The sequence below is a fragment of the Roseibium sp. MB-4 genome (assembly GCF_053005265.1).
In genome coordinates, this window is the sequence record NZ_JBRKQB010000001.1 from 728,041 (window position 1) to 752,246 (window position 24,206).

The 24,206-nt window shown below is 56.6% G+C and carries 21 protein-coding genes; 6 read left to right on the plus strand and 15 right to left on the minus strand.

Annotation, left to right across the window (positions count from 1 at the left end; genetic code table 11):
• Nucleotides 1–84: 84 nt before the first annotated feature.
• The 12 genes from ACVDG4_RS03540 to ACVDG4_RS03595 form a co-directional block, all read right to left on the minus strand.
• Nucleotides 85–1,149, minus strand: coding sequence for a BMP family ABC transporter substrate-binding protein (locus tag ACVDG4_RS03540; protein WP_306147193.1), 1,065 nt, complete (start codon nt 1,147–1,149; stop codon nt 85–87).
• Nucleotides 1,150–1,250: 101 nt separating this feature from the next.
• Nucleotides 1,251–2,165 (minus strand): ABC transporter permease, encoded by a 915-nt coding sequence (locus ACVDG4_RS03545; RefSeq protein ID WP_008190621.1) that lies wholly within the window; start codon nt 2,163–2,165, stop codon nt 1,251–1,253.
• Nucleotides 2,158–3,252 carry an ABC transporter permease gene (locus tag ACVDG4_RS03550; protein ID WP_306147192.1) on the minus strand — a complete coding sequence of 365 codons (1,095 nt, stop codon included), beginning with the start codon at nt 3,250–3,252 and terminating at the stop codon, nt 2,158–2,160. The genes ACVDG4_RS03545 and ACVDG4_RS03550 overlap by 8 nt, the downstream gene beginning before the upstream one ends.
• The gene (locus ACVDG4_RS03555) at nt 3,252–4,811 is read right to left on the minus strand and encodes an ABC transporter ATP-binding protein (protein WP_447235080.1); all 1,560 of its coding nucleotides are present in this window, start codon (nt 4,809–4,811) and stop codon (nt 3,252–3,254) included. Before ACVDG4_RS03555 ends, ACVDG4_RS03550 begins: the two co-directional genes overlap by 1 nt.
• 62 nt (nt 4,812–4,873) lie before the next feature.
• Nucleotides 4,874–5,863 (minus strand): xanthine dehydrogenase accessory protein XdhC, encoded by a 990-nt coding sequence (gene xdhC / locus ACVDG4_RS03560; protein WP_447234039.1) that lies wholly within the window; start codon nt 5,861–5,863, stop codon nt 4,874–4,876.
• Entirely contained in the window at nt 5,860–8,199 is a 2,340-nt protein-coding gene (xdhB, locus tag ACVDG4_RS03565) for a xanthine dehydrogenase molybdopterin binding subunit (RefSeq protein WP_447234040.1), read from the minus strand. Before xdhB ends, xdhC begins: the two co-directional genes overlap by 4 nt.
• Entirely contained in the window at nt 8,183–9,664 is a 1,482-nt protein-coding gene (gene xdhA / locus ACVDG4_RS03570) for a xanthine dehydrogenase small subunit (RefSeq protein ID WP_447234041.1), read from the minus strand. The genes xdhB and xdhA overlap by 17 nt, the downstream gene beginning before the upstream one ends.
• Nucleotides 9,665–9,667: 3 nt before the next feature.
• Nucleotides 9,668–10,018, minus strand: a complete 351-nt coding sequence (uraH, locus tag ACVDG4_RS03575; protein WP_447234042.1) for a hydroxyisourate hydrolase — start codon at nt 10,016–10,018, stop codon at nt 9,668–9,670.
• A 101-nt stretch (nt 10,019–10,119) separates the two neighbouring features.
• On the minus strand, nt 10,120–11,070 hold the full coding sequence (locus ACVDG4_RS03580) for a LysR family transcriptional regulator (protein ID WP_209175701.1): 951 nt from the start codon (nt 11,068–11,070) through the stop codon (nt 10,120–10,122).
• Nucleotides 11,071–11,082: 12 nt separating this feature from the next.
• Nucleotides 11,083–12,060, minus strand: a complete 978-nt coding sequence (locus ACVDG4_RS03585; RefSeq protein WP_447234043.1) for a quinone oxidoreductase family protein — start codon at nt 12,058–12,060, stop codon at nt 11,083–11,085.
• Between the two features lie 165 nt (nt 12,061–12,225).
• The gene (locus ACVDG4_RS03590) at nt 12,226–12,942 is read right to left on the minus strand and encodes a CDP-alcohol phosphatidyltransferase family protein (protein ID WP_306147185.1); all 717 of its coding nucleotides are present in this window, start codon (nt 12,940–12,942) and stop codon (nt 12,226–12,228) included.
• Between the two features lie 183 nt (nt 12,943–13,125).
• Nucleotides 13,126–14,052 carry a DUF2182 domain-containing protein gene (locus tag ACVDG4_RS03595; protein ID WP_447234044.1) on the minus strand — a complete coding sequence of 309 codons (927 nt, stop codon included), beginning with the start codon at nt 14,050–14,052 and terminating at the stop codon, nt 13,126–13,128.
• A 215-nt stretch (nt 14,053–14,267) separates the two neighbouring features.
• Here ACVDG4_RS03595 and ACVDG4_RS03600 point away from each other — a divergent pair, with 215 nt between their 5' ends.
• Nucleotides 14,268–15,470 (plus strand): UbiH/UbiF family hydroxylase, encoded by a 1,203-nt coding sequence (locus ACVDG4_RS03600; RefSeq protein ID WP_447234045.1) that lies wholly within the window; start codon nt 14,268–14,270, stop codon nt 15,468–15,470.
• Between the two features lie 8 nt (nt 15,471–15,478).
• On the opposite strand, the gene ACVDG4_RS03605 is transcribed toward ACVDG4_RS03600, so the two are convergent.
• Both ACVDG4_RS03605 and ACVDG4_RS03610 read right to left on the minus strand, forming a co-directional pair.
• Nucleotides 15,479–15,898: a DUF1801 domain-containing protein gene (locus tag ACVDG4_RS03605; protein ID WP_447234046.1), complete on the minus strand. Its 420-nt coding sequence runs from the start codon at nt 15,896–15,898 to the stop codon at nt 15,479–15,481.
• A 1-nt stretch (nt 15,899) separates the two neighbouring features.
• On the minus strand, nt 15,900–16,877 hold the full coding sequence (locus ACVDG4_RS03610; protein ID WP_133947461.1) for an AEC family transporter: 978 nt from the start codon (nt 16,875–16,877) through the stop codon (nt 15,900–15,902).
• A 240-nt stretch (nt 16,878–17,117) separates the two neighbouring features.
• On the opposite strand from ACVDG4_RS03610, the gene ACVDG4_RS03615 reads away from it, so the two are divergent.
• The 3 genes from ACVDG4_RS03615 to hspQ all read left to right on the plus strand — a co-directional run bounded on the left by ACVDG4_RS03615 (nt 17,118) and on the right by hspQ (nt 19,590).
• Nucleotides 17,118–18,032, plus strand: coding sequence for a lysophospholipid acyltransferase family protein (locus ACVDG4_RS03615; protein ID WP_447234047.1), 915 nt, complete (start codon nt 17,118–17,120; stop codon nt 18,030–18,032).
• Between the two features lie 86 nt (nt 18,033–18,118).
• Nucleotides 18,119–19,162 carry an HpcH/HpaI aldolase/citrate lyase family protein gene (locus ACVDG4_RS03620; protein ID WP_447234048.1) on the plus strand — a complete coding sequence of 348 codons (1,044 nt, stop codon included), beginning with the start codon at nt 18,119–18,121 and terminating at the stop codon, nt 19,160–19,162.
• Between the two features lie 104 nt (nt 19,163–19,266).
• Entirely contained in the window at nt 19,267–19,590 is a 324-nt protein-coding gene (gene hspQ, locus ACVDG4_RS03625) for a heat shock protein HspQ (protein ID WP_133947467.1), read from the plus strand.
• A 150-nt stretch (nt 19,591–19,740) separates the two neighbouring features.
• On the opposite strand, the gene ACVDG4_RS03630 is transcribed toward hspQ, so the two are convergent.
• Nucleotides 19,741–20,445: an invasion associated locus B family protein gene (locus tag ACVDG4_RS03630; protein ID WP_133947469.1), complete on the minus strand. Its 705-nt coding sequence runs from the start codon at nt 20,443–20,445 to the stop codon at nt 19,741–19,743.
• A 148-nt stretch (nt 20,446–20,593) separates the two neighbouring features.
• On the opposite strand from ACVDG4_RS03630, the gene ACVDG4_RS03635 reads away from it, so the two are divergent.
• Both ACVDG4_RS03635 and ACVDG4_RS03640 read left to right on the plus strand, forming a co-directional pair.
• Nucleotides 20,594–22,510 (plus strand): extracellular solute-binding protein, encoded by a 1,917-nt coding sequence (locus ACVDG4_RS03635; RefSeq protein ID WP_447234049.1) that lies wholly within the window; start codon nt 20,594–20,596, stop codon nt 22,508–22,510.
• A 24-nt stretch (nt 22,511–22,534) separates the two neighbouring features.
• On the plus strand, nt 22,535–24,169 hold the full coding sequence (locus tag ACVDG4_RS03640; RefSeq protein ID WP_447234050.1) for an AMP-binding protein: 1,635 nt from the start codon (nt 22,535–22,537) through the stop codon (nt 24,167–24,169).
• Nucleotides 24,170–24,206: the final 37 nt, after the last annotated feature.

Sequence of the window (24,206 nt, forward strand, 5' to 3'; positions counted from 1 at the left end):
AAAAGGCCGGGGAACAGGTGATCGCCTGTCTCCGGCCTAATCCTTGGTTCGAGAGCCGGAAACTCCGGCTCTCAGAGGGCAGAATTACTGCGGCAGTTGGTCGTCAATGCCCTGAACGTACCAGTTCATGCCGAGGATCGCGCCGTCGTCGAGACGCACACCATCTTCAGCTGCAACGGTACCATCCTGCTTGGTGATCGGACCGGTGAACGGCTCCCAACCATCGACAATCTTGGCTTCCGTTGCTTTGGCCATTTCAACAACATCTGCTGGCAGATTGGTGTATGGGGCCATGACAACGTGTTTCTCTGCAAGGCCCTCCCAAGAGGAGTGGCTTTCCCACTTCCCGTCGAGAACGTCCTGTACGCGGTGGATGTAGTATGGCGCCCAGTCGTCAATGATGGCGGTGTACTGAGCGTCCGGGGCAAATGCGACCATGTCGGATGCCTGACCGAAGCCATGAACGCCGCGCTCTTGAGCAACCTGAAGCGGTGCGGTGGAATCGGTATGCTGCGTGATGATGTCAGCGCCCTGGTCGATCAGCGCCTTGGCTGCATCTGCTTCCTTGCCCGGGTCAAACCAGGTGTTCACCCAAACCACCTTCAATTGGAAGTCCGGATTGACGGATTGTGCGCCCAACATGAACGCATTGATACCAGCGATAACTTCCGGGATCGGGAAGGAGGCGATGTAACCCGCTACGCCAGTCTTGGACTGTTTGGCCGCGACCTGACCGATGATGTACCGGCCCTGGTGGAATTTGGAGTTATAGGTCGCGACGTTGTCGGCGGTCTTGTAGCCCGTGGCGTGCTCGAACTTCACATCCGGGAACTTCTTGGCAACCTTGATGGTCGGGTTCATGTAGCCGAACGATGTCGTGAAGATGATGTTGCAGCCTTCCCGCGCGAAACGCTCAATGGCGCGCTCTGCATCCGGGCCTTCTGCAACGCTTTCAAGAAAAGCGGTTTCGACCTTGTCACCGAAATGCTCTTCAACGGCCAAGCGGCCCTGGTCGTGCTGGTAGGTCCAACCGAAGTCACCGACCGGTCCGACGTAAACGAAACATGCCTTAACATCGGCTGCGTTTGCTGCGGTTCCTGCTGCGAGGAACGCGGCGGCAGCCACAGTTGCTTTCAATAGAGATTTCATCAGTTTGGTCCCCTCTGTTTGATCTCTCTTTGTGTACGATCTTTTTGCTTTGATCCAGCCCTGATCGCTGCAGGCTGGACCCGACCGATAACGGGGAGGCGCTACCGGTCCGGAACGAACGGCTTGCCAAGACAGGCCGGTGTATTGACGAGCGTCAGTCTGCGGTTTGCGGAGATGAGCACAAGTACTCCAATGGTCGCAAGATATGGCAGGCTGGACAGGAATTGCGATGGAACCCCAAGGCCGATTGCCTGGGCATGCAAATTCAGAACGCTGACCGCGCCGAACAGGTATGCCCCGATGATGACGCGGAACGGCAACCAGGATGCAAACACCACCAGAGCAAGCGCAATCCAGCCGCGGCCGGCCGTCATGTTTTCCACCCACTGCGGTGTATAAGCCAGCGACATATAAGCGCCGGCCAAACCCGCACAGGCCCCGCCAAACAACACCGCCATGAACCGGATTTTCAGGACTGAATACCCCAACGCATGCGCGGATCCGTGATTGTCACCAACAGAGCGCAAGATCAGGCCGGCACGGGTTCGGAAGAGGAAGTAGGCCACCCCGATGACAAGTGCAAAGCCGATATAAACGATGGCATCCTGCTGGAAGAAGACCGGTCCAATGAACGGGATGTCCGACAAGATCGGGATGTAGAGTTCCGGGATCCGCAGACCCGGTACCCCGATATAGGCTTCTCCGATCATCCCGGAGAGCCCAAGACCGAGGATCGTCAGTGCAAGACCGGTTGCGACCTGATTGGCGACCAGTACCAGCACCAAAAAACCAAACAAGGCAGACATGGCCATACCGGCCGCGATTGCACCGATGACCCCGAGTGTTCCAGAGCCGGTCTGGTTAGCGACTGCAAATCCAATCACCGCCCCCATGATCATCATGCCTTCGACGCCCAGATTGAGGACGCCGGAGCGCTCCACCACCAGTTCGCCAATTGCCGCAATGAGAAGCGGGGTTGCCGCCGTAATGACTGTGAGCAGAACAGCCTCAAACATGAGAAACCTCCCCGGCCGGATTGGCAGCACGGCGGGAGACCATGCGGATGCGATAGAGAATGAGCGTGTCACAAGCAAGCACGTAGAAAAGCAGCAAGCCCTGGATCACGCTTGCGATCTTGTTAGAGACGCCAAGTCCGGACTGGACGCCCTCCCCGCCTATGTAGGACAGGGCAAGGACAAATCCGGCGATGATGATGCCGATCGGGTTCAAGCGGCCCAGGAAGGCCACGATGATCGCCGTGAAGCCATAGCCCGGAGAAATGGACGGCAGAAGCTGGTTCAGGGACCCTGAGACGACCATGGTGCCGGCAAGGCCGGCCAACCCGCCTGCCAAGGCGAACGAGAAAATGGTCAACCCTTTTGCTGAGAACCCGGCAAAGCTGCCTGCGCGCGGGCTTTCGCCCATTACGCGGATTTCAAAGCCCTTGATGGTTTTTGCCAAAACGAGCGCGAGCACCAACGCCACAATGATGGTGATGGGCGTCGCCAGGCTCATCATTCCACCGAAAACTTCCGGCAAGGTCGCAGCATCAGAAAAGATCCGCGATTCCGGAAAGTTGAAGCCATCCGGATCCCGCCACGGACCGCGAACGAGATAATCCAGCAGAAGCCCGGCCACATAAACCAGCATCAGGCTTGTGAGAATTTCATTGGTGTTGAACCGGGTCTTTAACAGCGCTGGGATCATCGCCCAAAGCGCGCCCCCGATCACTCCGCAGATCAGCATCAGCGGCAGTGTCAGGCTGTTTTCAAAACTGGGGAACATCACCGGCAGGATGGAGCCGAACATTGCCCCGACCACGAACTGCCCTTCGGCGCCGATGTTCCAGTTGTTCGAGAGGTAACAAACCGCCAAACCGCAGCCGATCAGAATAAGCGGTGTTGCTTTTTCGATCGTTGCTTCCAGCGACCACTGTTCTGTCAAAGGTTCAATGAAGAACTTGTAGAGACCAAGGGCTGGATTGACGCCGGAAATAGCAAAGATGATCGCAGCGGACAGAGCTGTCAGGCCGACTGCAATCAGCGGCGACATCAGCGACATCAGTTCGCTGTGTTCCTTACGCTTGACGAGTTCGATCCGCATTAGGCGACCTCCCCTTGTGTCTCGGCTCCGCCTGCCATGAGAAGTCCGACCCGTTCGCGGGTCATATCCGCGGCCGGCTCTGGTTCAGACAGATAGCCTCTGGAGATCACCGCGATCTTGTCGGCGATTTCAAAGATTTCATCGAGATCCTGGCTGATCACCAGAACCGCAGATCCACTGCGGGCAAGATCAATGATTGCCTGTCGGATCAGAGCCGCAGCTCCTGCGTCGACGCCCCAAGTCGGTTGATTGATGATCAGGACGCCTGGTTGGCGGTCGAGCTCGCGACCGACAACGAACTTCTGCAGATTGCCACCCGATAGGGAACGTGCCTCCGGATCGTCATGCGACATACGGACATCAAAGGCTTGCTTGATCCGCTGTTCCATCTGTCCGGCATTGGCCGTTGACACCATCCCGCCGTTGACCAGCTTGTCTCCTGTGCTGTGACGCGTAAGTACAATGTTCTGGGAGAGCTTCATACCTGGAACGGCGCCATGACCGAGCCGCTCTTCGGGAACGAAGGCGGCGTTTTTCTTCCGGCGCCAATTGATCCCCTTGGAGCCGCAGGGAGCTCCATCCAGCAGGATCATGTCGGAGCCAACGCGCATTTCACCGGAAATTGCGTCGAACAACTCCCCCTGCCCATTTCCGGCAACGCCTGCGATCGCAACAACTTCACCCGCACGGAGTTCCAGCGAAATGTTGTTCAGCGCCGTTGCAAAGGGTGTGGCCGCGGGAGCGGACAACTTGTTCAACCCAAGCCGGACATCTCCGATAGCCGGTTTTTGCGCTGCCGCGTTTACCGCGATTACTTCAGCCCCCACCATCATGCTGGCGAGTGTTGCTGGTGTTTCCTTCGTGGGATCACATTCATTGACCACCTGACCGTGGCGCAAGATGGTCGCGTGATGGCAGATCCGCTGAACTTCTTCCAAACGGTGGCTGATATAAAGGACAGCGCAGCCCTCAGATGCCAACCGTTGCAGGGTCAGGAAAAGCTGATCCGCTTCCTGCGGCGTCAGGACAGACGTTGGCTCGTCCATGATGATCAAACGGGGTTCCTGAAGGAGACAGCGGACGATTTCGATCCTTTGGCGAATTCCGACAGGCAGATCGGCGACAATGTCACTGGGGTTCAGCGGGAGACCATACTCACGGGAAACCGTTTCGATCCGTTTGGCCAGATCTTTCATATTGCCTGGATTTGGAAGTGCGAGCGCAATGTTCTCGACCACATTCAGCGCCTCGAACAAGGAAAAGTGCTGGAACACCATCCCAATGCCGAGTTCGCGGGCAGCGGCAGGATTGTCTATCGCAACCTTTTGGCCATCCCACCAGATCTCGCCGCCATCCGGCTCGAGCGACCCGTAGAACATCTTGACAAGCGTAGACTTTCCCGCGCCGTTTTCACCAAGAAGAGCGTGAATCTCACCCTTGTTGATCGTCAGATCGACGGCGTCGTTGGCAAGGATATCGCCGAACCTCTTGGTCAGCCCTTGCGCTTCCAGCAACTTGTCTTTGCCGGATCTCGCGAACGGGGCAGCTGCCGTGTCCACTTCTGAATGGTTTTCTGTACCCACACTGTCCCCCGGTTGGATGCCGCCTTATTATTCATGTCTTATTTATGTGCAAGCCTCCCGCTTGCAGCGGCTTGTTGATAACAGGCCTCGTCCCGGGCGATCAGGTCGACAACTATTCCGGCCGCGATCGCAGCCGGGTGTTTTGATTTTATCGTTGTCACCCCGACCGGGCAGACCATGGTCGAAAGAACGCTGTCACTCAGACCGCGCGTTTTGAGACGTTTCAAAAACCGGGCCCGCTTGGTTTTTGAACCGATAACACCGCAATAGTCAAAGCGCTGCGCGAGGAGCGCACGGGCCATGATCTCTTCATCGAGGCCGTGTGAATGGGTCATGGCGAGAACAAAGGCACCATCCGGCGCATCCTCAAGTGCTTTTGCGGGGTCCGAAGTGCAGATCTTCGTAACATTGGCCGGGACAGCAGTTGGAAACTGATCCGCTCTGCTGTCGATCCAAACGATCGAAAACGGCAAGGGCGCCAACGCCAGAACGAGTGCCTTTCCGACATGCCCCGCACCAAAGAGATAGAGTGTCCGCCGTGTTTCGCCGAATTGTTCGATCAGCAGCTTTTGACCATTCTCCTCGACGATATGAAATGCGTCTTCAGGCGTTTGATCCACGATCTCTCGTTCGCGAACGGAGCCGCCCTCGATAATCGCACGTGTTGCAAACGGGAGTTGTTTTTCTTCTTCCAGCGCCATCCGTTCCGCGGTTTCCAACTGTTCGTCAATGAACACTTCGATCCCGATTTTGGCCCGGCCTCCACAACACTGGCCGAGATCGGGGCCGAGAGAAACGGTTTTTAGTTCGAAACCCGGTGTCCTGTTGCTTGCTGCCTTTGCCGCCTGACGGATCACTTCAAATTCCAAGGTGCCGCCGCCGATTGTGCCGTAAAACCCGCCGTCCGGCCGCAAGATCATCCGTGCGCCGGTTTCCCGCGGTGTCGACCCGCCAGTTTCGGCGACCGTGACGAGGGCACAGGCGCCGCTGCTTTTCAGGCAGTTTGCTATGTGCCCCCAGACCCTCATGACGAAACCTCTCGGGAGCGCAAATCCCGGACAGCCTTCATGATCGCTTCGGGCGTTGCCGGCGCATCAAGGTTTGGGACCTGGCCTGGCGCAATGCTCGCCACCGCGTCATTGATGGCGCAGAAGACAGCGTTTGCCAGCATGACTGGAGGTTCGCCTACAGCCTTGGACCGGTAGACAGTGTCTTGCGGATTGCCGTTGCCGTTATAGAGGCTGACGTTGAACTCCTCGGGAATGTCCGACGCGGTCGGGATCTTGTAAGTCGACGGGGCGTGGGTGCGCAGCCGCCCCTTGTCATCCCAGACCAGTTCTTCAGTGGTCAGCCAGCCCATTCCTTGCACAAACCCGCCCTCAATCTGCCCGAGATCAATAGCAGGGTTCAGCGAGTGGCCGACATCGTGCAGGATATCAACCCGGTCGATCGTCATTTCACCGGTCATGGTGTCGATTGTGACCTCGGCGCAGGCGCCGCCAAATGCGAAGTAATAAAATGGCCGGCCTGTTACGCTTTCCCGATCCCAAGTAATGCCGGGCGTCGCGTAAAACCCGGCGTGGGACATCTGGATCCGTGCCATGTGCGCCTGTTTGGCAACTTCCGCCAGAGTGAAACTCTGATCGCCAATGAGGACCTTGTTGTCTCCGAAATGGATGGCTTCCGGACCGCATTGGTGCTGTTCGCACAGGAACGAGATCAAGCGGCCCTTGATTTCCTGCGCTGCAAGTTTTGCGGCCATGGCATTCAAGTCGGTCCCGGAAGATGCGGCTGTCGGGCCGGTGTTCGGCACCTTGGAGGTGTTGGTTGCGGTGATCCGCACCTTCTCCAGTGTCACGCCAAATTCTTCGGCAACGACCTGGGCGACCTTCTGATAGAGCCCCTGCCCCATCTCGGTGCCGCCGTGGTTCAAATGAACCGAACCGTCGGTGTAAAGATGGACAAGCGCGCCTGCCTGATTGAGGTGTTTCAGCGTGAATGAAATGCCGAATTTCACTGGCGTCAGGGCCAGTCCCTTTTTCAGGACGGCATTCACCGCATTGAAATCACGGACATCGTCCCGCCGGGACCAGTAATCGGAGGTCTCTTCCAGCTGGGCGATGAGTTCATGCATCACCGCATACTCTTCCACCGGCATGCCGTAAGGTGTCAGATTGCGCTCGCCATCATAAAAGTTCAGCTTGCGGATATCCAGAGGATCCCGGCCCGTCTTGATGGCAATCGCATCAATCATGCGCTCGGCAGCCAGCATCCCTTGAGGCCCGCCAAATCCGCGGAATGCAGTATTGGAGCACGTGTCTGTTTTCAGACGGCGGGACCGGATAGCCGCATCTGGGTAGAAATAGCTGGAATCGGCGTGAAACAGTGTTCGGTCATTCACACCAAGGGACAGATCGACTGAGTAGCCACACCGTGCCAGGAACTCCATGTCAACCGCGCGGATCTTGCCGGTACCATCATGGCCGACCGTCCAGTCAACGCGGAAATCGTGCCGCTTGCCGGTCATGATCATGTCGTCATCGCGATCGAGCCGGACCTTACACGACTTGCCTGTGGCGTGCGAGGCAAGTGCAGCCAAGCTCGCCCATTGGTTCGCCTGGGATTCCTTGCCGCCAAAGCCACCGCCCATACGCCGCACTTCCGCCGTGACCAAGGCATCCGGGACCCCGAGGACCTTGGCCACGGTGTGCTGCACTTCCGTCGGGTGCTGGGTCGACGTATGAACCAGCATGCCGCCCGCTTCCTGCGGCACGGCCATGGCGATCTGGCCTTCCAGGTAGAAATGCTCCTGCCCGCCAATGCGGAACGAGCCGGACAAGACCTCTTCCGCCGCTGTCATGCCGGTTTCAGGTGATCCGCGCCGGAACTGGTAGTCCGGCAGAACCATTGTTTCTGCAGCTTCGGCGTCTTCCTGCGTCAGGATTGGTGGGATCGGTGCAACCTCGATATTAGCTTTCAGGGCTGCCTTGCGCGCCTGATCCCGGGTTTCGGCCACAACGGCAAAGACAACCTGGCCGTAAAACAGGATTTCTCCATCAGCCAGAACCGGATCATCGCCAAAGCCGGACGAACAATCGTTGGTTCCCGGAACATCCTCAGATGTCAGCACGGCGACGACGCCGTCACTTGCGCTCACATCCGTCAGATCGATGGAACTGATCTTGCCGCGGACCGCAGATCTCGCCCAGCCCGGAACGACATGCAGCGTGCCTACGGCCTCCGTCAGATCATCAATATATGGCGCTGTACCCGTGACATGCATTTCTGCACTGTCATGGGGCAATGGTTTCCGCACGTGCTTTAGCGGGGCAGTCACTTTGCTCGGATCAAGCGGCGCGGTCATGATCTGCCTCCCGCTTTGCCAAAACCCGGACGCTTTCCGCCGCCGTTCCATCGGTTTCCATCAAGGCTTTCGCGAGCAAGGCCCGCGCCGTTTCCATGCGGTATTCCGCGCTTGCCCGCATATCCGTCAATGGCGTGAAGTCGGTGTTGAGTGCGTCAATGGCGGCCGCCCAGGTCGATGCATCCTCCAGGATCGCTCCTTTCAATGCCGCTTCTGCTCCGCTGGCCCGCTTCGGTGTTCCCGCCATGCCGCCATAGGCGATCCGCGCGTCGATGATCCGGCCATCAACAATGGTAAACCGGAAGGCGGCCATGACGGATGAGATATCCTGGTCGAAGCGCTTTGAAATTTTGTAGCAGTGAAAGACCTGATTGGCGGAGGGGCGCGGAACAAACAGTCCGGTCACGAATTCCCCGGGAAGACGTTCCTGTTTACCGTAGTCGATGAAGAAGTCTTCCAATGCCAGAGCGCGATCAGTGTCTGCTGACTGAAGCTCCAAAGTTGCGCCAAGTGCAATGAGCGCTGGAGGCGAATCTCCGATCGGCGATCCGTTGGCGATATTGCCGCCAACCGTTCCGGACGCGCGAACCTGTTTGGACCCAATCCGCTTCCAGAGTTCGCCCAGATCCGGTGAGATCCGCGTCATCGCGGCCTCAGTTGCCGCAAAGGTCGCCGTCGCCCCCATCAAAATACCGGCCTCGCTTTCCTCGACTCTGTCCAGGCCCTCGATCCGGCCGAGCCAGATGGTTTTAGGCAGATCGCGGAGGTGTTTTGTAATCCAGAGGCCGACATCGGTCGCGCCAGAGACCAGGGTGGCATCCGGATGCTGACCGTAAAGCGCTGCCAGGCCGTCCAAAGATGCCGGCGAGGAGAAAAACCGTTCACTGGTTCCAAGGAAAATATCGCGGCTGTCTGCGAGTTTCTTCAGTTGCTCGCGGGTTTCATTCGACCGCCAGGTGAACGCGTCATCTGCAACGTTGAAACAGGATTCAAGCGCCGCATCAACAATCGGGCGATATCCCGTGCACCGGCAAAGGTTTCCGGCGAGCCATTCCGTGACCGTCTTGCGGGATTTTGCTTCACCCTCTGCGTGATACAGGGTGAACAGCGTCATGATGAAACCCGGTGTACAGAACCCGCATTGGGATCCGTGAAGCTCCATCATGGCCTGCTGAACCGGGTGCAACCGCTTGTCCTGAACAAGATCTTCCACGGTCACCAGTTCAGCGCCGTCGACCATGCCCAAGAGCTGAATGCAGCTGTTCACAGGCTGATAAGTCAGCTTGCCATCAATGACCCGGCCAAGGGCGACGGTGCAGGCACCGCAGTCACCCTCCCCGCAACCTTCCTTCGTGCCGGTTTCCTTTCGGCGGAGCCGCAAATAGTCAAGAAGTGTCTCGGTCGGTCCGACATCGTGGAGCTCGACGATTTCTCCGCCTTTGATGAACCGGATCGTATCCCGCATTGCTCAACTCCCCCGATAGGTTGAATAGCCGAACGGCGAGAGCAACAACGGCACATGGTAGTGCGCGTTTGCGTCAGCAATCCCGAAGCGGATTGGAACGATATCCAGAAAAAGCGGATCCGGTAGGGTTTGATTAGTACGTTTCAGATACTGGCCTGCATGGAAGCGGAGCTCGTAGGTTCCGGTTTCAAACACATCGTCGGAAAGAATTGCACCGTCGACCCGGCCGTCGTCGTTGGTCACATGGCTTGAAATATGAGCTGGCGCATCGTTCGCAGACCAAAGCTCTATCTTGAGGCCCTTTGCAGGGACCCCCAAAGCAGTATCCAGAACGTGCGTGGTCAAACGCCCCATCAGTCTCTCCCTCTTGCGACAGTGCCGCAAAATCCATCAGATTAAAAATGTGCCTGAAATAGACGCAGATCCAAAGCGCTCATTTGCGTACTTAATGATGCCTAATTGGCATCAATGGATGCTAGCCGCTCTTTCAAGGCGAACACTGCGTGATCAAAAAACATCGCCGGGGCCAATGCCAAGGCGCGCAGAGACGATGTTACCACACAAAGACGATCGGCCTGAAGAGGTTCATCTTTCAATGGCTTAAAGATCAGATGCCCGGCTTCAATATCTTCTTCGCAGCCGATCTGCGTTTGAAACCCAATAACGTTCTCATCCCGCGCCAACGCTCGCATCAATCGCAAGGAATTCGCCTCAACATAGGTCATGGATGCACCAGGAATCCGGCTCCGGATGACATCAATCCGGGCCCGGATCGACAAACCTTCCGCTGGCAAGGCAACCGGATAGCGGAGACAATCGGCAAGACTCAGTCCGTTTTCGTCGGCCAGAGGATGGTTGGGCGCCATCACCGCGCCAATTACCAGATCATGATGGAAGGCCGCGGTCAGGGTCGACATGTCGGGAGGGTCAAATGTAAACCCGACATCCGCTTCGGCCGCTTCTACCTTCCTGGCCGCTTCCTGCGAAGAGGAAACCGAGACGTTGACATGGATACCGGGATACGTCCGGCGGAATGAACTGATCACCGCTGGCAGCAACCGCTCTGCAACGCTCTCCACGGATGCGATGGAGACGGTTCCCCGGCGCAATCCTTTCAACGCATCCAGTTCAGCAACCGTGCCTTCAAAGTCCGAATAGGTCCGCCGGATGTGCGCCAGCAGCACCTCGCCGGCCTGAGACAACCGCATCCGCCGGCCCACGCGCTCAAAGAGCTGCAGGCCCAGGGCTTCTTCAAGCCACAGGATTTGCCGGTTGACTGCGGACGAAGCAACATTCAGCTCGCGCGACGCGGCCCGGATAGACCCAGCCTCGGCAGCGGCAAGAAAGTACCGCATCGCTGGGCTGTAAAGATTCCGGGCCAGCTCCTGTGCGCGCGCTGAACGCATTCTGAACCTTCCTTATGGGATCAGAACGGTCGTGCCGGTGGTTTTCCGGCCTTCCAGATCGGTATGCGCCTGGACCGCGTCGGCCAAACGGTACTCCTGGTTGACCGCGATCTTCACAATGCCTTTGGATACGACATCAAACAGATCGCCGGACGTCATCTCCAGCTGTTCGCGGGTCGCAATATAGCTAAAGAGCGTAGGCCGGGTTGCGAACAGCGATCCCTTTTGCGCAAGCAGTGCAAGATTGAAGTCCTGGATCGGGCCGGAGGACTGACCGAAGCTGACCCACAGCCCGCGAGGCTTCAAGCAATCCAGCGAACCCGGGTAGGTGTCCTTGCCAACAGAATCATAAACAACGTCGCAGCCCTTGCCGTTGGTGATTTCCTTGACGCGTTCGACGAAGTTTTCCGTTCTGTAGTTGATGACATGCTGGTAGCCGTTGGCCTTGGCCAGATCGACTTTGTCCTGTGACCCTGCAGTGCCAATCACCGTTGCTCCAAGATGGGCTGCCCATTGCCCGGCAATCAGGCCGACGCCCCCGGCTGCGGCATGAAACAGAAGGGTTGTCTCCGGGCCGACATTGAAGGTTTGGCGGAGCAAATACTGGGCCGTCATCCCCTTCAGCATCATGCCGGCCGCAGCCTTGTCATCAATTCCGTCAGGAACGACCACAAGGCGGTCCGCCGGAATGATCCGCTCTTGAGCATAGGCGCCAAGCGGACCGACATAGGCCACACGATCACCCGGCTTTATGTGGGACACGCCCTCACCGACTGTCTGAACAATACCGGCGCCTTCATTTCCTGGAATAAACGGTACCCCATCGGGTGCCGGATAAAGGCCGGACCGGAAATAGGTGTCGATGAAATTGAGGCCAATCGCCGTGTGCCGGATGCGCGCTTCACCGGGGCCCGGCTCGCCCACCTCTACATGCTCCCAGGTTAAAACATCGGCGCTGCCTGTCTCATGCACGCGGATTGCCTGTACCATATCAACTCCCACAGATTTTCATCATGATTGCACGCAAACAACTGGTGCAGATCCTTGCAAAGACCATATCCAGCCCGTCGCAACGATGCCAGCGCGAAACGAAGAACACACTGTTTACAGTGCATTAGAAGCTAGAGCCGGGAAAAGTTCTCGTTGAGTGACCGATCAATCGACGCGATCGATCAGCTGCTGAACCGCGGACACTGAGAAGAGATAAAGGCTGGCACCTGTAAACAGGACAGCTGCCCAGGTACTCAACACCATCCCATCCCAGATCGCGAGCGCAGCAAGCGCCATCCAGACAAGCGTGACTGGAAGGGTCAGCCAGCGCCAGCGTTTGACGCGGACCGGGTGAACAAACCGGATCGGCGCAAATGTAAGAACACAGCACACGATTACAGCGGCAATCGTGAAGGCTTCGGACGGCGACAGCACCATGAGACCGAACACCACCATATTCCAGCCTGCCGGGAAGCCCTTGAAGGATCCGTCCGGCGTTTTCATGCCGTTGTCTGCAAAATAGAGCGCACCGGTGAACACAACGAGGCCGCCGCAGATCCAGTTCCACGGGCTTGAGAGCATCAGGCTCCAGGACAGCGCAAAGGCGGGCAAGAACACATAGGTGGCATAGTCGATGACAAAATCGAGGGACGCCCCAGACCAGCGCGGTAGGCGTTCCGCAATGTTGTATTTTCGCGCAAGTGGACCATCAATGCCATCGACGAAAAGTGCCAGTCCAAGCCAGGCAAACATCTCGTCCCATTTGCCCTGTGCACCAGCAAGCAGCGCAATCAGCGCAATCGGGGCTCCGGAAGCTGTCAGAATATGGATCAAAAACAGCGCGGGTTCCGGCGCGACTTTGCCAGGCGTTACGTCCGTCACGGGCCTAGGTCCTCGTTTAAACAATAAAATCCGCGCGGAGTTGCATTTCTTTTTCCGTGGCGCGGTGGCTCCCAATTCTTCGCCCTGATAAGAGTGCTAAGGAGTCAACGGCTTCTATTAGTATTGCAAATCGATGACAGTGTGAACCGCAAAAGCAGAGAAACACTTCAAACCGCAATGTTTCTAAGAAGCGCCTTGACCGAGAACCACTCCAAACGCAAGCGCACCGCCCCATCCCAGCAAAAATATCCCGATCCCAATTGGGAAAGCCCGGCTGGGAAATGTTTTTTCCAAAGCCATCACCGCGCCAAGCACTGCAATCCAAAGGATGTTCATCAACCCAACCGCAAACATCACCGTCATAACGGCCCAGCAGCAACCAAGGCAAATCCAACCCTGTGCCAGTCCCTCACGAAAAGCAGAATGGGCGCTATAATCGCCTCGGTTCCGGGCAAAGGACCATCTGGGATACCAGCAGCGTTCTAAACAGGCGCGCTTAGCAGGCGTGAATTGATACAGGCCCGCGGCAAGCAAGACAGACGTGGTGAGTGCCATACTGACCGGTGCCATCATGTCAGACAACGCACCAATCTTGGACAAACCAACCTGCGCGATAGTCGCAACAACCGCATAGCCGATCCAGACAGCGAGATATCCAATCACGACGGAAACGGTTGCAAAAAAGGCTGATTTGGTCTGATTGTCCTCAATAGAAACGTACTGGTGAAAGGCTTTCACCATGGGCGTCGCGGACGGCAGCATCATGGCCAGTGCCATCATTGCCCACATCATAAAAATCTTGGCAAAGTCGACACCCGTCAACGCAACGCTAGGCATGCCGAACGTTGCGCCGGCCGGCAAACAAAGGGCTGCAAGTGCTGCCCTGGCCTCTTCCGGCAAACCGCGCATGAAATTGAACTGATTGAACAGAATCATTCCCGGCCCGGCTTCAGCCATGTCCATACTTGGAACCATGGCCGCGACCATAACAATTAGATACGACCAGCCGCTCACTGTCAGCGCCGCGACGACCAAAAGAACAAGCGGCCATCCCCGCTGCGGTTCGTCGATTTGCGGTTTCAAGCCATCAGGAGAATGCAAAACGGTCATATGTGTTGTCTTGGGCCAGTCTCATTGCCAGTTTCGAGCAGAACCTACCGCGGAATTCAGCTCAACGAATTGATATTTCTCATGGAGCAGACCACACCCTCGGAGCATTGACGATCCAATTGTCGACCTGCGTGATTTGGTCCCGTTGATCTTTCTGAGGTATAGCCCAACATCGTAAGGCAAGTTGCAACGAGTGTTTAAGTGCGGAAACGATAATGGCCCGGGCGAATAAAGAAATCACGTGTGATGCAGTTGTTGTCGGTGGTGGACCGTCTGGGCGGATCACGGCGCTGGCCCTGGCAAAGACCGGCACCAAAACAGCTTTGATCGCCCCTTCTGACGCGCCACTAGATGCTCGGACGACAGCACTCTGGCAAAAATCGATCGATTTACTCCAAGACCTCGGCGTCTGGGACGACATTCTGCCAACGGCAGAGCCCTTGAAAACGATGCGCATGATCGATGGGTCCAAACGGCTGATCCGCTCCCCCGAAACCCTTTTTGAAAGCGCGGAACTTGGCGTTGAAGAGTTTGGCTACAACATCATCAACGCCGAACTGAACAAGGTACTGGCCGCCGCCTGTTCCGCTGAGGACAACCTCACTTGCGTCGATGACCTCGCTGAAAACGCTGCTTTTTCCGAAGATAAAACCATTATCACCACAAAAACCGGGACAACCGTTTCTGCAGATCTCGCTGTTGCAGCCGATGGCCGTAACTCACTCCTTCGAACCTCGGCCGGGATAGAAGTCAAGCGCTGGTCCTACCCACAGACCGCCCTTGTTCTCAATCTCGAGCACACGCTGCCGCACCGCGGTATCTCGACCGAATTCCACACACCAACCGGACCGTTCACACTTGTTCCGCTGCCTGGCCGGCAGTCCTCTTTGGTCTGTGTCGAGACGGCAGAAACCGCTGGGCGGTTGAAAACCATGGACAAGACGCTGCTCGCTCGGGAGTTGGAAGACCGGGCACGCTCCATTCTCGGCAAGTTCACGGTGATTTCCGAACCGCAAACCTTCCCGCTGTCTGGCATGACCGCCCAGTCGGTGATTTCAGATCGTTTGGCTCTGGTCGGGGAAACAGCGCACGTTTTCCCACCAGTTGGCGCGCAGGGCCTGAACCTATCCATGCGGGATATCTCCGATTTGATATCGGCTGTGGCTGCGGCTCAGGCAAAAGGACTGGACATCGGCAGCCCGGAAGCTCTGAGAACTTTTGAGCACAAGCGGATGGTCGATATCCGGTCTCGGACCAATGCGGTCGATATGCTGAACCGGTCCCTTTTGACGGATTTCCTGCCGGTTCAAGCAGCCCGAAGCGCGGGCATGTATCTGGCCGGCAAGATTGGCCCTTTCCGGCGTTTGCTCATGCGCGAAGGGATGGCGCCGGGAACCGGGTTTCAGCTGCGCCCATAATTCTTGCCTCATTGGAGGTGCTTCAGCGCAGACTTCTTTCTGCTGTGGTAGGTCAAGGCCATCCGGATCATCTGCCGCAACTCCGGCAGAGGCATGGGTTTAACAAGAGACAGGTGCAGGCTCCGGTCTCCGCCGAAGATGAGGTTTGGGAAAAGACCCCGCCATTCCGATACAAGACTGGTGTTGCAGGAAACATAAAGCGCAATGTCGCCCAACTCGGAACCATCACTCGCGATACGGATTGTCGTACCTGATTTGGGTTTTACCGTCAGATAGCTCGGTTGGCCCCATTTGAGCGTTTCGACAACTTTGCCGATGCCGTCAGTCTCAGCGGCCGTCTCGAGGATCAGGAGGCGGAGCTCAAGCAACCCATCGCGGATCTCAGGTGATTCCTGTTCAATCAGTGACAGTGTGGCATTGCCTGACACATCACCCTCCCCGCATGACTTCCGCGAACCCGGTCGGGAGTGCGCCTGTGGTTATGGCCCAAATGAAGGTGGTCACAGTGACAATTGAAACAAGCGTGCCTATCAGGACAAAGCTCGAGGCCCGCTGCACGTAAGTCCCGTAATGCTGGGCGATGACGAACACGTTTGTCGCCGGTGGCAAACATGCCATCAGCACGGCCGTCGCGATCCAAACCGGGTCGATATTGCCAAGCCACATCAACAACATGAAGATCAGCAATGGATGCACGATCAGTTTAACCGCCAGAACAATCGGCAGTTCGATCGGGATCCGGCCAATTGGGCGGATGGCTATGCTGACTCCCATGGCAAAGAGCGCACACGGCGCTGCGGCGTTGCTGAGGTAGGTCAGGAGTGTCGAAAACGCCTGAGGCTGCTGCAACTCAAAGGCAGCGGCCAACACCCCTGCGATGGTCGCCAGAATAAAAGGATGGCTGAAGATCCGCCAAAGAATGCTTTTGACGGTATCTGCGATGCTTTGATCTTCGGCGCCCGCGACTGCCATCATCATTGGCGCCAGAATGAACATCAGGGCATTATCGAACGACAGGATGAGAGCCGTCGGCACTGTTGCCTCTTCTCCAAGGACCGCGAGTGTCAGCCCCGGCCCCATGTAGCCGACGTTGGAATACGCGCCTGCAATGCCCAGAATCGTCGATTCGGCGATGCTCCCCCGTGTAGCCACCACCCCGATGCAGAAGGCCACCGCGAACACGATGTACGTGGTGAAGGTCGTGGCCGCGATGAACGCGAAATTCGCCAATTCCTCAAAAGGGGTTCCGGACAACAGCCGGAAAAACAATGCGGGCAGAGCTAGGTAGACGACAAAGAAGTTCATCCAGCTCAAACCGGCTTCGGGGATCTGTTTGATCTTGCCGGCCGCGTAGCCCAGGAAAATCAGCCCGAAAAACGGTAGAGATAGCGAGATGACGTTCTGCATAATGAGTTCGAAATACTGCGTTTGGCAGGCCGGTTGCGGTGATACGCGGCTGAGCGCTTGCATAATTGTGCTGCCTTCGATAAGGACCCCAACATGCAAGACGGCGCGCCGGATCGCATTCCAAACAGGTCTTGAGGTGAACCGCAAGGCCATAACGTTCCGTATGCCGCTTGTCCCGTGTGCTTTTGCCGGAACGGTGAGACCAATTCAGGCCGTGTGGACCGGGACTGTCCGCCATCAGTGACCAGTTCAGCTTCTATGACGTTTCGAAACCACCTTGAAAGCCTTCTGCTTTCCGCAGCGATTGGCCTTTTCCGGTTGTTCCCGGTGGATTTTGCGTCCTGGCTGATGGGACGTTGCTGGCGCTGGATTGCTCCTTTGAATGCGCGCCACAAACGGGCGCTGACGCATCTGGAAAACGCTTATCCGGACATGCCGCTGAAGGAGCGGGAAAAAATCGTTCTGGGGATGTGGGACAATCTCGGCCGGGTCGCTGCCGAGACCTTCCATATCGACGGGCTCCTGCATCAAGACCATCGGTTCGAGGCCGATGCCGACGAGATCACGCAGGCGGTTCTCCGCGGGGAACAGGCCGCACTGTTCGTGTCGTTTCACAGTGGCAATTGGGAAATGTGCGTTCAGCCCGCGGTGATGGGCGGCCTTGAGATTACCGGCGTCTATCAGGCTTTGAAAAACCCAGAGGCCGACAAGGCGCTCCGCTCGTTGCGGAAGGATCTTTACAAGGGTGGCTTGTTGTCGAAAGGCCACCAGACAGCGCGGAAGATCTTGTCGACCCTTAAAGCCGGCGGGATTGTCGCTATCATGGGCGATCTTCGCGAGACCCGGGGAATTCAGGTCCCGTTTTTCGGTCAGATGGCTTATGCAAACCCAATTCCCGCCTCTCTGGCCCGATCCTGCGGTGTGCCGATTGTCCTTGGACGGGTGATCCGAAAGAACGGCGTGAACTTCCGCATAGAAGGGCGTGCAATCTCCGTGCCCGTCACAGATGACCGGCAGGCGGACATTGAAGCGGCGACTGTCCGTATTCATGAGATTTTTGAAGAATGGATTCGCGAGCATCCTGAGCAATGGATGTGGATCCATAAGAAATGGGCTGCAGCTGGAAGCGCAGCTCCGGCGAAGGACGCTGCGTAAGCAGACGACGCCCTTCCGCCTTTCGGAGCAGTTGCAGTGCAACATTTGGAAGATATGCTAGGGCCACAATTGTGGAGGACAGCATTTTGACCAAAACCCCGAGCGCATTTTACAAACCCCTTGCGATTGGCGCGCCGGATCCCTTCCGTGAACTGCCCGTTACCCTGGAGCGGATGATCCATTTCGTTCCGCCGCATATTGAGAAAATGCGCGCCAAGGTGCCGGATCTCATTGCCAAGGTAGACGTGGTCCTCGGCAATCTCGAGGACGCAATTCCCGCCGATGCCAAAACGGACGCACGCCGTGGCTTCATCCAGATGGCCCAAGATAACGACTTCGGCCAAACGGGGCTTTGGACAAGGGTCAACTGCCTAAACAGCCCCTGGTTTTTGGATGATTTGATGGAAATCGTTCCGGCAGTTGGTGAGAAACTCGATGTCATCATGCTGCCGAAAGTCGAGGGTCCTTGGGACATTCACTATCTCGACCAGCTTCTTGCGCAGCTTGAAGCGAAGGCGGGCATTCAAAAACCGATCCTCATTCACGCGATCCTTGAAACCGCCGAAGGGGTGAAGAATGTTGAGGCGATTGCCGCTGCAAGTCCGCGGATGCACGGCATGAGCCTGGGGCCGGCTGATCTTGCAGCCTCGCGTGGCATGAAAACCACCCGGGTTGGCGGCGGACATCCAGATTATGCAGTTCTTGCAGACCCAACCGAAGGTGCGGCACGAACGGCTTACCAGCAAGATCTTTGGCATTACACGGTGGCAAAGATGGTGGATGCCTGCCTATCGTATGGATTGAAGCCGTTTTATGGGCCGTTCGGCGATTTTTCCGATACCGATGCGTGCGAGAGCCAGTTCCGCAATGCGTTCCTGATGGGTTGTCTCGGTGCCTGGTCACTGCACCCCACACAAATCGATATCGCCAAACGGGTCTTCTCGCCAGATTCCGGCGAAGTGGCCTTTGCAAAAAAGATCCTGGAGGCCATGCCGGACGGAACGGGCGCGGTCATGATCGATGGAAAGATGCAAGATGACGCGACCTGGAAGCAGGCCAAGGTAATTGTTGACCTGGCTAAAGTTGTCGCATCCAAGGATGCAGACCTTGCTGAAGTGTACGGTCTTTAGATTTCGGCAAGTTTGCCGAGCTAATATTGACACTTAGACCCCTTGCATGTGCACAATAGGAAAGCTACTTCCTGCACATGCAAGCAGTTGGCGATTGAGTAATCATGCGTACGGCGAAATTCAAAATAGGTCAGGTGGTTCGGCACCGGGTGTACCCCTTTCGCGGGGTAATCTTTGATGTTGACCCGACCTTCAGCAATACCGAAGAATGGTGGGATGCCATTCCAGAAGACGTTCGCCCGAAACGCGACCAGCCGTTTTATCATCTGCTCGCCGAAAACGATGAAACCGAGTACGTCGCTTATGTCAGCGAACAAAACCTTGTTCCCGACATGACAGGGGAACCGGTGCGCCATCCTCAGGTTGCTGAGATCTTCGAAGAACAGTCAGATGGCTCTTATCTGCCGCGGTCTGTCGAGATGCACTGAAGATCTTCATGACTAGCAGCTCCGAAGATTGAAAGCCGGGTCACCAGGTCCGGCTTTTTTGTTGGCCACGTCCCTGTTTTGCCGACACAAACAAAAAGGCCGGAGCATTTTCGCTCCGGCCTGATCGGATTTTATCAATAAGAAAAGATCTTACTGGTTGGCCGCGTTTTGTGCGTCGATCAGCTTCTGACGTGCTTCGTCAGCCCGTTTCTGCAACTCGTTCTGCAGTTCTTCCTGGCGCTTTTGCAGCTCAGCAATGTCCATCGGCGCGCCGTCATAAACCTTGGTGAAACCAATCAGCGTGACGTCGAAAGCGATTTCCTTGCCCTGCTGGTTGAACGGAATAACCCGCATGCCACCGCCCTGCTTCATCGCATTGACGAAGTTGTTGTCGATTGCCAACTCGGCATAACACGCATTCGGCGCACAAATGCTGTACTTGCCCTGAACCGGCTTACTGTCATCGATCTGGATGCGAACGCCTGGCTGAATCAAAACCCCGGTCGGTACGGCCACCAGGAGCTTCTTCCGAGCTTCGCCTTCAACTTCCTGGATGGCGACGTTGCTCAGGAACTGACCGGTATTCGTCCGCAACTCTATAGAAATAAAGCAGACTTCTTTGTTATTGGTCTGCTCGTTCTTGTTACACGCCTTTGTCCAAGGGCTCTCTTCTTCCTGGGCAATTGCGGGAGCACTTGCGAAAGAAGACAGGGTCACGAGCGCGGCGGCGGCGCCAGCGATCAATCCTCTTTTCAAAACACTCTTCATCGAAACGTCCTCAATCGTGGATGTGCAAATCTTTGCGCTGTTCTGTGACATTCCGCATACAACCGCAAGACCCGGCCGCGCTTTCATGTCGGTTTTCCATGGTAAGACATCCAATTTGGGCAAGAGGGTGACCGATATGCAACGCACTTTCCGATCTGCGAAACAATTCTGAATATCCAATAGTTTCCTGCTTGTTCGGCGCGCTGCCTTTATTTCCTTGTGGTACGCTTTTGAAATGAGAATCAACCGGTTTTCCGTATTTGTCATGTTCAACTGGCCGCGACATTCAGAAAAAAGCAGCTGTGCGAAAACCGCACAGGCGTTGCTGTTTGCCGTTTCTCTCGGCATGGCCGCTGTGCTTTCGACACTTTTAGTTCCCGCTGCATATTCGGCCGACGACTCGGTCAAATGGTCTCATGGCATTGCGATGCATGGCGAACCGGCCCTGCCACCTGATACGCCTTTTCCATACGCAAATCCTAATGCACCTAAAGGCGGTTCCATCACTTTGGGTGTTCAAGGGACTTTCAACAGCCTGAATTCTTTCATCGTTCAAGGCGGCTGGACGTCTGCCCGGGGTATGCGGGAACGTCAGTTCGGCAACAACATCTTTGAAAGCCTGCTGGTTCGGTCTTATGCAGAGCCGTTTTCCCTTTACGGGCTGCTCGCACAGCGCGTTCGAATGCCAGATAGCCGCGAATGGATCGAGTTTGAGCTCAATCCGGACGCCAAATTCTCAGATGGTTCGCCGGTTACAGTTGAAGACGTGATCTTTTCCCTCGAAATCATTGAAGAAAAGGGACGTCCGCCGTTCCGTAATTGGTATGCGCAGATAAAGGAAAAGAGTGTCACTGCACCCAACCGGCTGAAACTGGTCTTTGAAAACGGCGACAACCGGGAACTGCCCCTGCTGGTTGCCCTTGCCCCGATCTTTTCCAAAAAACACACAGATGCCGAGACGTTCGACCGCTCGACCCTCACACCGCTTGTTGCCTCCGGCCCCTACACATTCAAGACCATCGAACCAGGCCGGCTGGTGGTTTACGAGAAAAATCCGGACTACTGGGCGAACGACCTACCGGTCAAAAAGGGTTTCGACAATTTCGATGAGATCCGTGTCGAATACTATCGCGATGAGACCACGCTCCAGGAATCATTCAAAAAAGGCCTCATCGACTTTCTGAAATTCGGTGATCCCGTTCGCTGGGCCACGGGCTTTGACTTTCCTGCCGCCAAGGATGGCGATGTCTTAAAGCTGGAGATCCCGCGTGGTGTTCCAGCGCCCACGCAAGGCATGGCGTTCAACACCCGGCGAGACCAATTTTCCGACCGGATGACCCGAAAAGCACTCAGGATGCTGTTCGACTTCAAGTGGGTGAACGACAATCTCTACTATGGGCTCTACAGGCGGACAGCGGGTTATTGGGACAATTCCGAACTGTCATCGATCGGCCGGCCTGCGAGCGCACGAGAACGCGAGCTGCTTGCCCCCTTCCCCGATGCTGTTGACCCGGACGTTCTGGCGGGCACGTGGCGGCCGGCAGACGCGGATGGCTCAGGCAGGGACCGGAAAGTTCTCCGTGCGGCCCTGAATGAATTCAAGAAAGCCGGATACGCGCTTCAAGACCGCAAGCTGATCCATCAGGAAACAGGCGAACCGCTCAGCTTCGAAATCCTCTCCAAGAACGAGGACGAGGAAAAACTGGCCCTAGCCTATATCCGGACCATGGAATTGCTTGGAATAGAGGCAACGGTTCGCAGTGTAGATCCGTCCCAGTTCGAAGACAGGCGCACACGGCGCGATTTCGACATGGTGTTCAACACTTGGACGTCTTCGCTGTCTCCGGGCGCGGAACAGTACGGGCGTTGGTCATCGCAAGCTGCTGAAACTGAGGGATCCTTCAACTTCGTAGGGGCCAGCGAACCGGCGATCGACGCCCTGATCGACGAAATCGTCGGTGCCCGGTCCAGGGAACACTTTGTCGACGCGGTGCGTGCCTTTGACCGGGTTTTGATCTCAGGGGCCTACTCGGTACCGCTCTATCACTTGCCGGATTATTGGGCCGCACACTGGAAACGCGTTTCGCCGCCAAGCCACCATTCTCTTTATGGGGATGAACTGGACACGTGGTGGTCAACCTCACTCAACTGATCGGACCTACGGACGACTTGAAAAATGAAAGTAACGCCTGAAAGCCTGGTGCAGGAACATCATGAAAGCGGAGCCTGGTCCGATTTGCCACTTGATGAAATTTTCCGCCAAACCGCCGAAACCCACCCCGACCGTGTCGCCATCGTCGATGCGCCGGATCGCGCAACCTGGACAGGCGGCGCGCCACGCCGACTGACCTACGCTGAAGCGAATCGCGAGATCGACAAGCTTGCCGCATTTTATGGTGCAGTCGGGCTCACGCAAGATCATGTGGTTGGTGTCCAATCGCCCAACACCGTAGACACCGTCATTGCAATCTTGGCCGCCTTGCGTGCCGATTTGATCGTTTCCCCGCTTCCCCTGCATTGGCGGCAGAAGAACGTTCTGGATGCGCTTAATTCGATCGGTGCAAAGGGCCTGATTGCGGCAGACCGGATCGAAACCCGGGATGTTGGCACAGCCGCGCGGGATGTGGCGGCGGAACTGTTTTCGCTGCGTTTTGTATTCGGTCTTGGAAAGGACATTCCCGACGGCTTGATCGAACTTGGACCAATGCTTGCCGAAATGGGAGATGAGCTGCAGTTCGAGCGGAGCGAACCGCGCCCGGATCCCGCGGATCATGCTGCGACAATCTGCTGGAGCCGGAGCGGCGAAGAAAACATGCCGGTCAGCCGGTGCCACAATCATTGGACGTCCTGCGGCACTTTGGTCATCAACGAAGCGCATATCAAGGAAGCGGGCAATATTGTCCTCCCCTATTCCCTCAGCGGGCTGACAGGTCTTGGCGGCGGGCTTGTGCCCTGGCTGATGACGGCAGGAACGCTTCATCTTCATCACCCGACGTCGCTTGCTAATCTTGCCGACCACGCCAAAGCCGTCAAAGCGGATGTTGTTCTCGCACCGGGGCCACTTGCGCAGACACTGGACCGTAAGCTTGGCGATGTGAACACCACCCTCCTGGCTGCCTGGAACATCTCTTCGCCGCAGCCAACAACGTTCGTACCGCGCAGGCGTATGGTTGATCTCAATATCGCCGACGAATTTGCCCTGACGGCCCACGCGCGGGGCCCGAGTGCGAAATCAAGGCCCATACCCCTGGGAAAGCATCAGGGGCCAGAGGGGTGTGAAAGCGGGCCAGCCCTAGTCGAAATCGCCGTCTCTGAGACATTTGAAGGCCAAATGCCGACCTTGCTGGTGCGTGGTCCAATGGTGCCCGATATCGGGTGGCGGACACTAAACGGCAATCAGCGCCGCCTGCGGTGGGAAGGCAACGGATATCTGAATACAAATATCAAGGTCTCTGTCACCGATGAAGGGCTGAATGGTTTCGGCGTGCCGGGTCTTTATGCCTTGGGCACCGGTAACCTGGAGACGATTGACGTTATCTATTCGTCTTATCCCGGGATACGGGAAGCGGCCGCGTTCATTGTCGAAGACCCGGTCCTCGGTGCGCGCATGTACGCGGCCCTTGTTCCAGAACCCGGCCACGTGCCCGATGCCGGTGCTTTTTTCGCCTATCTTGACGCTGAGGGAGTTGACCTTGCCAAAATCCCACACAGAGTGTTGATATTGCAATCGTTGCCGCGAAACGACGACGGTACGGTGTGCCGGGACCGATTGACACTACGCACACAAAGGCTGCCTGCGGCTGTCGCGTAATATAAGAGGGGCCTGATGAAGGCAGGTCGATGGTGGG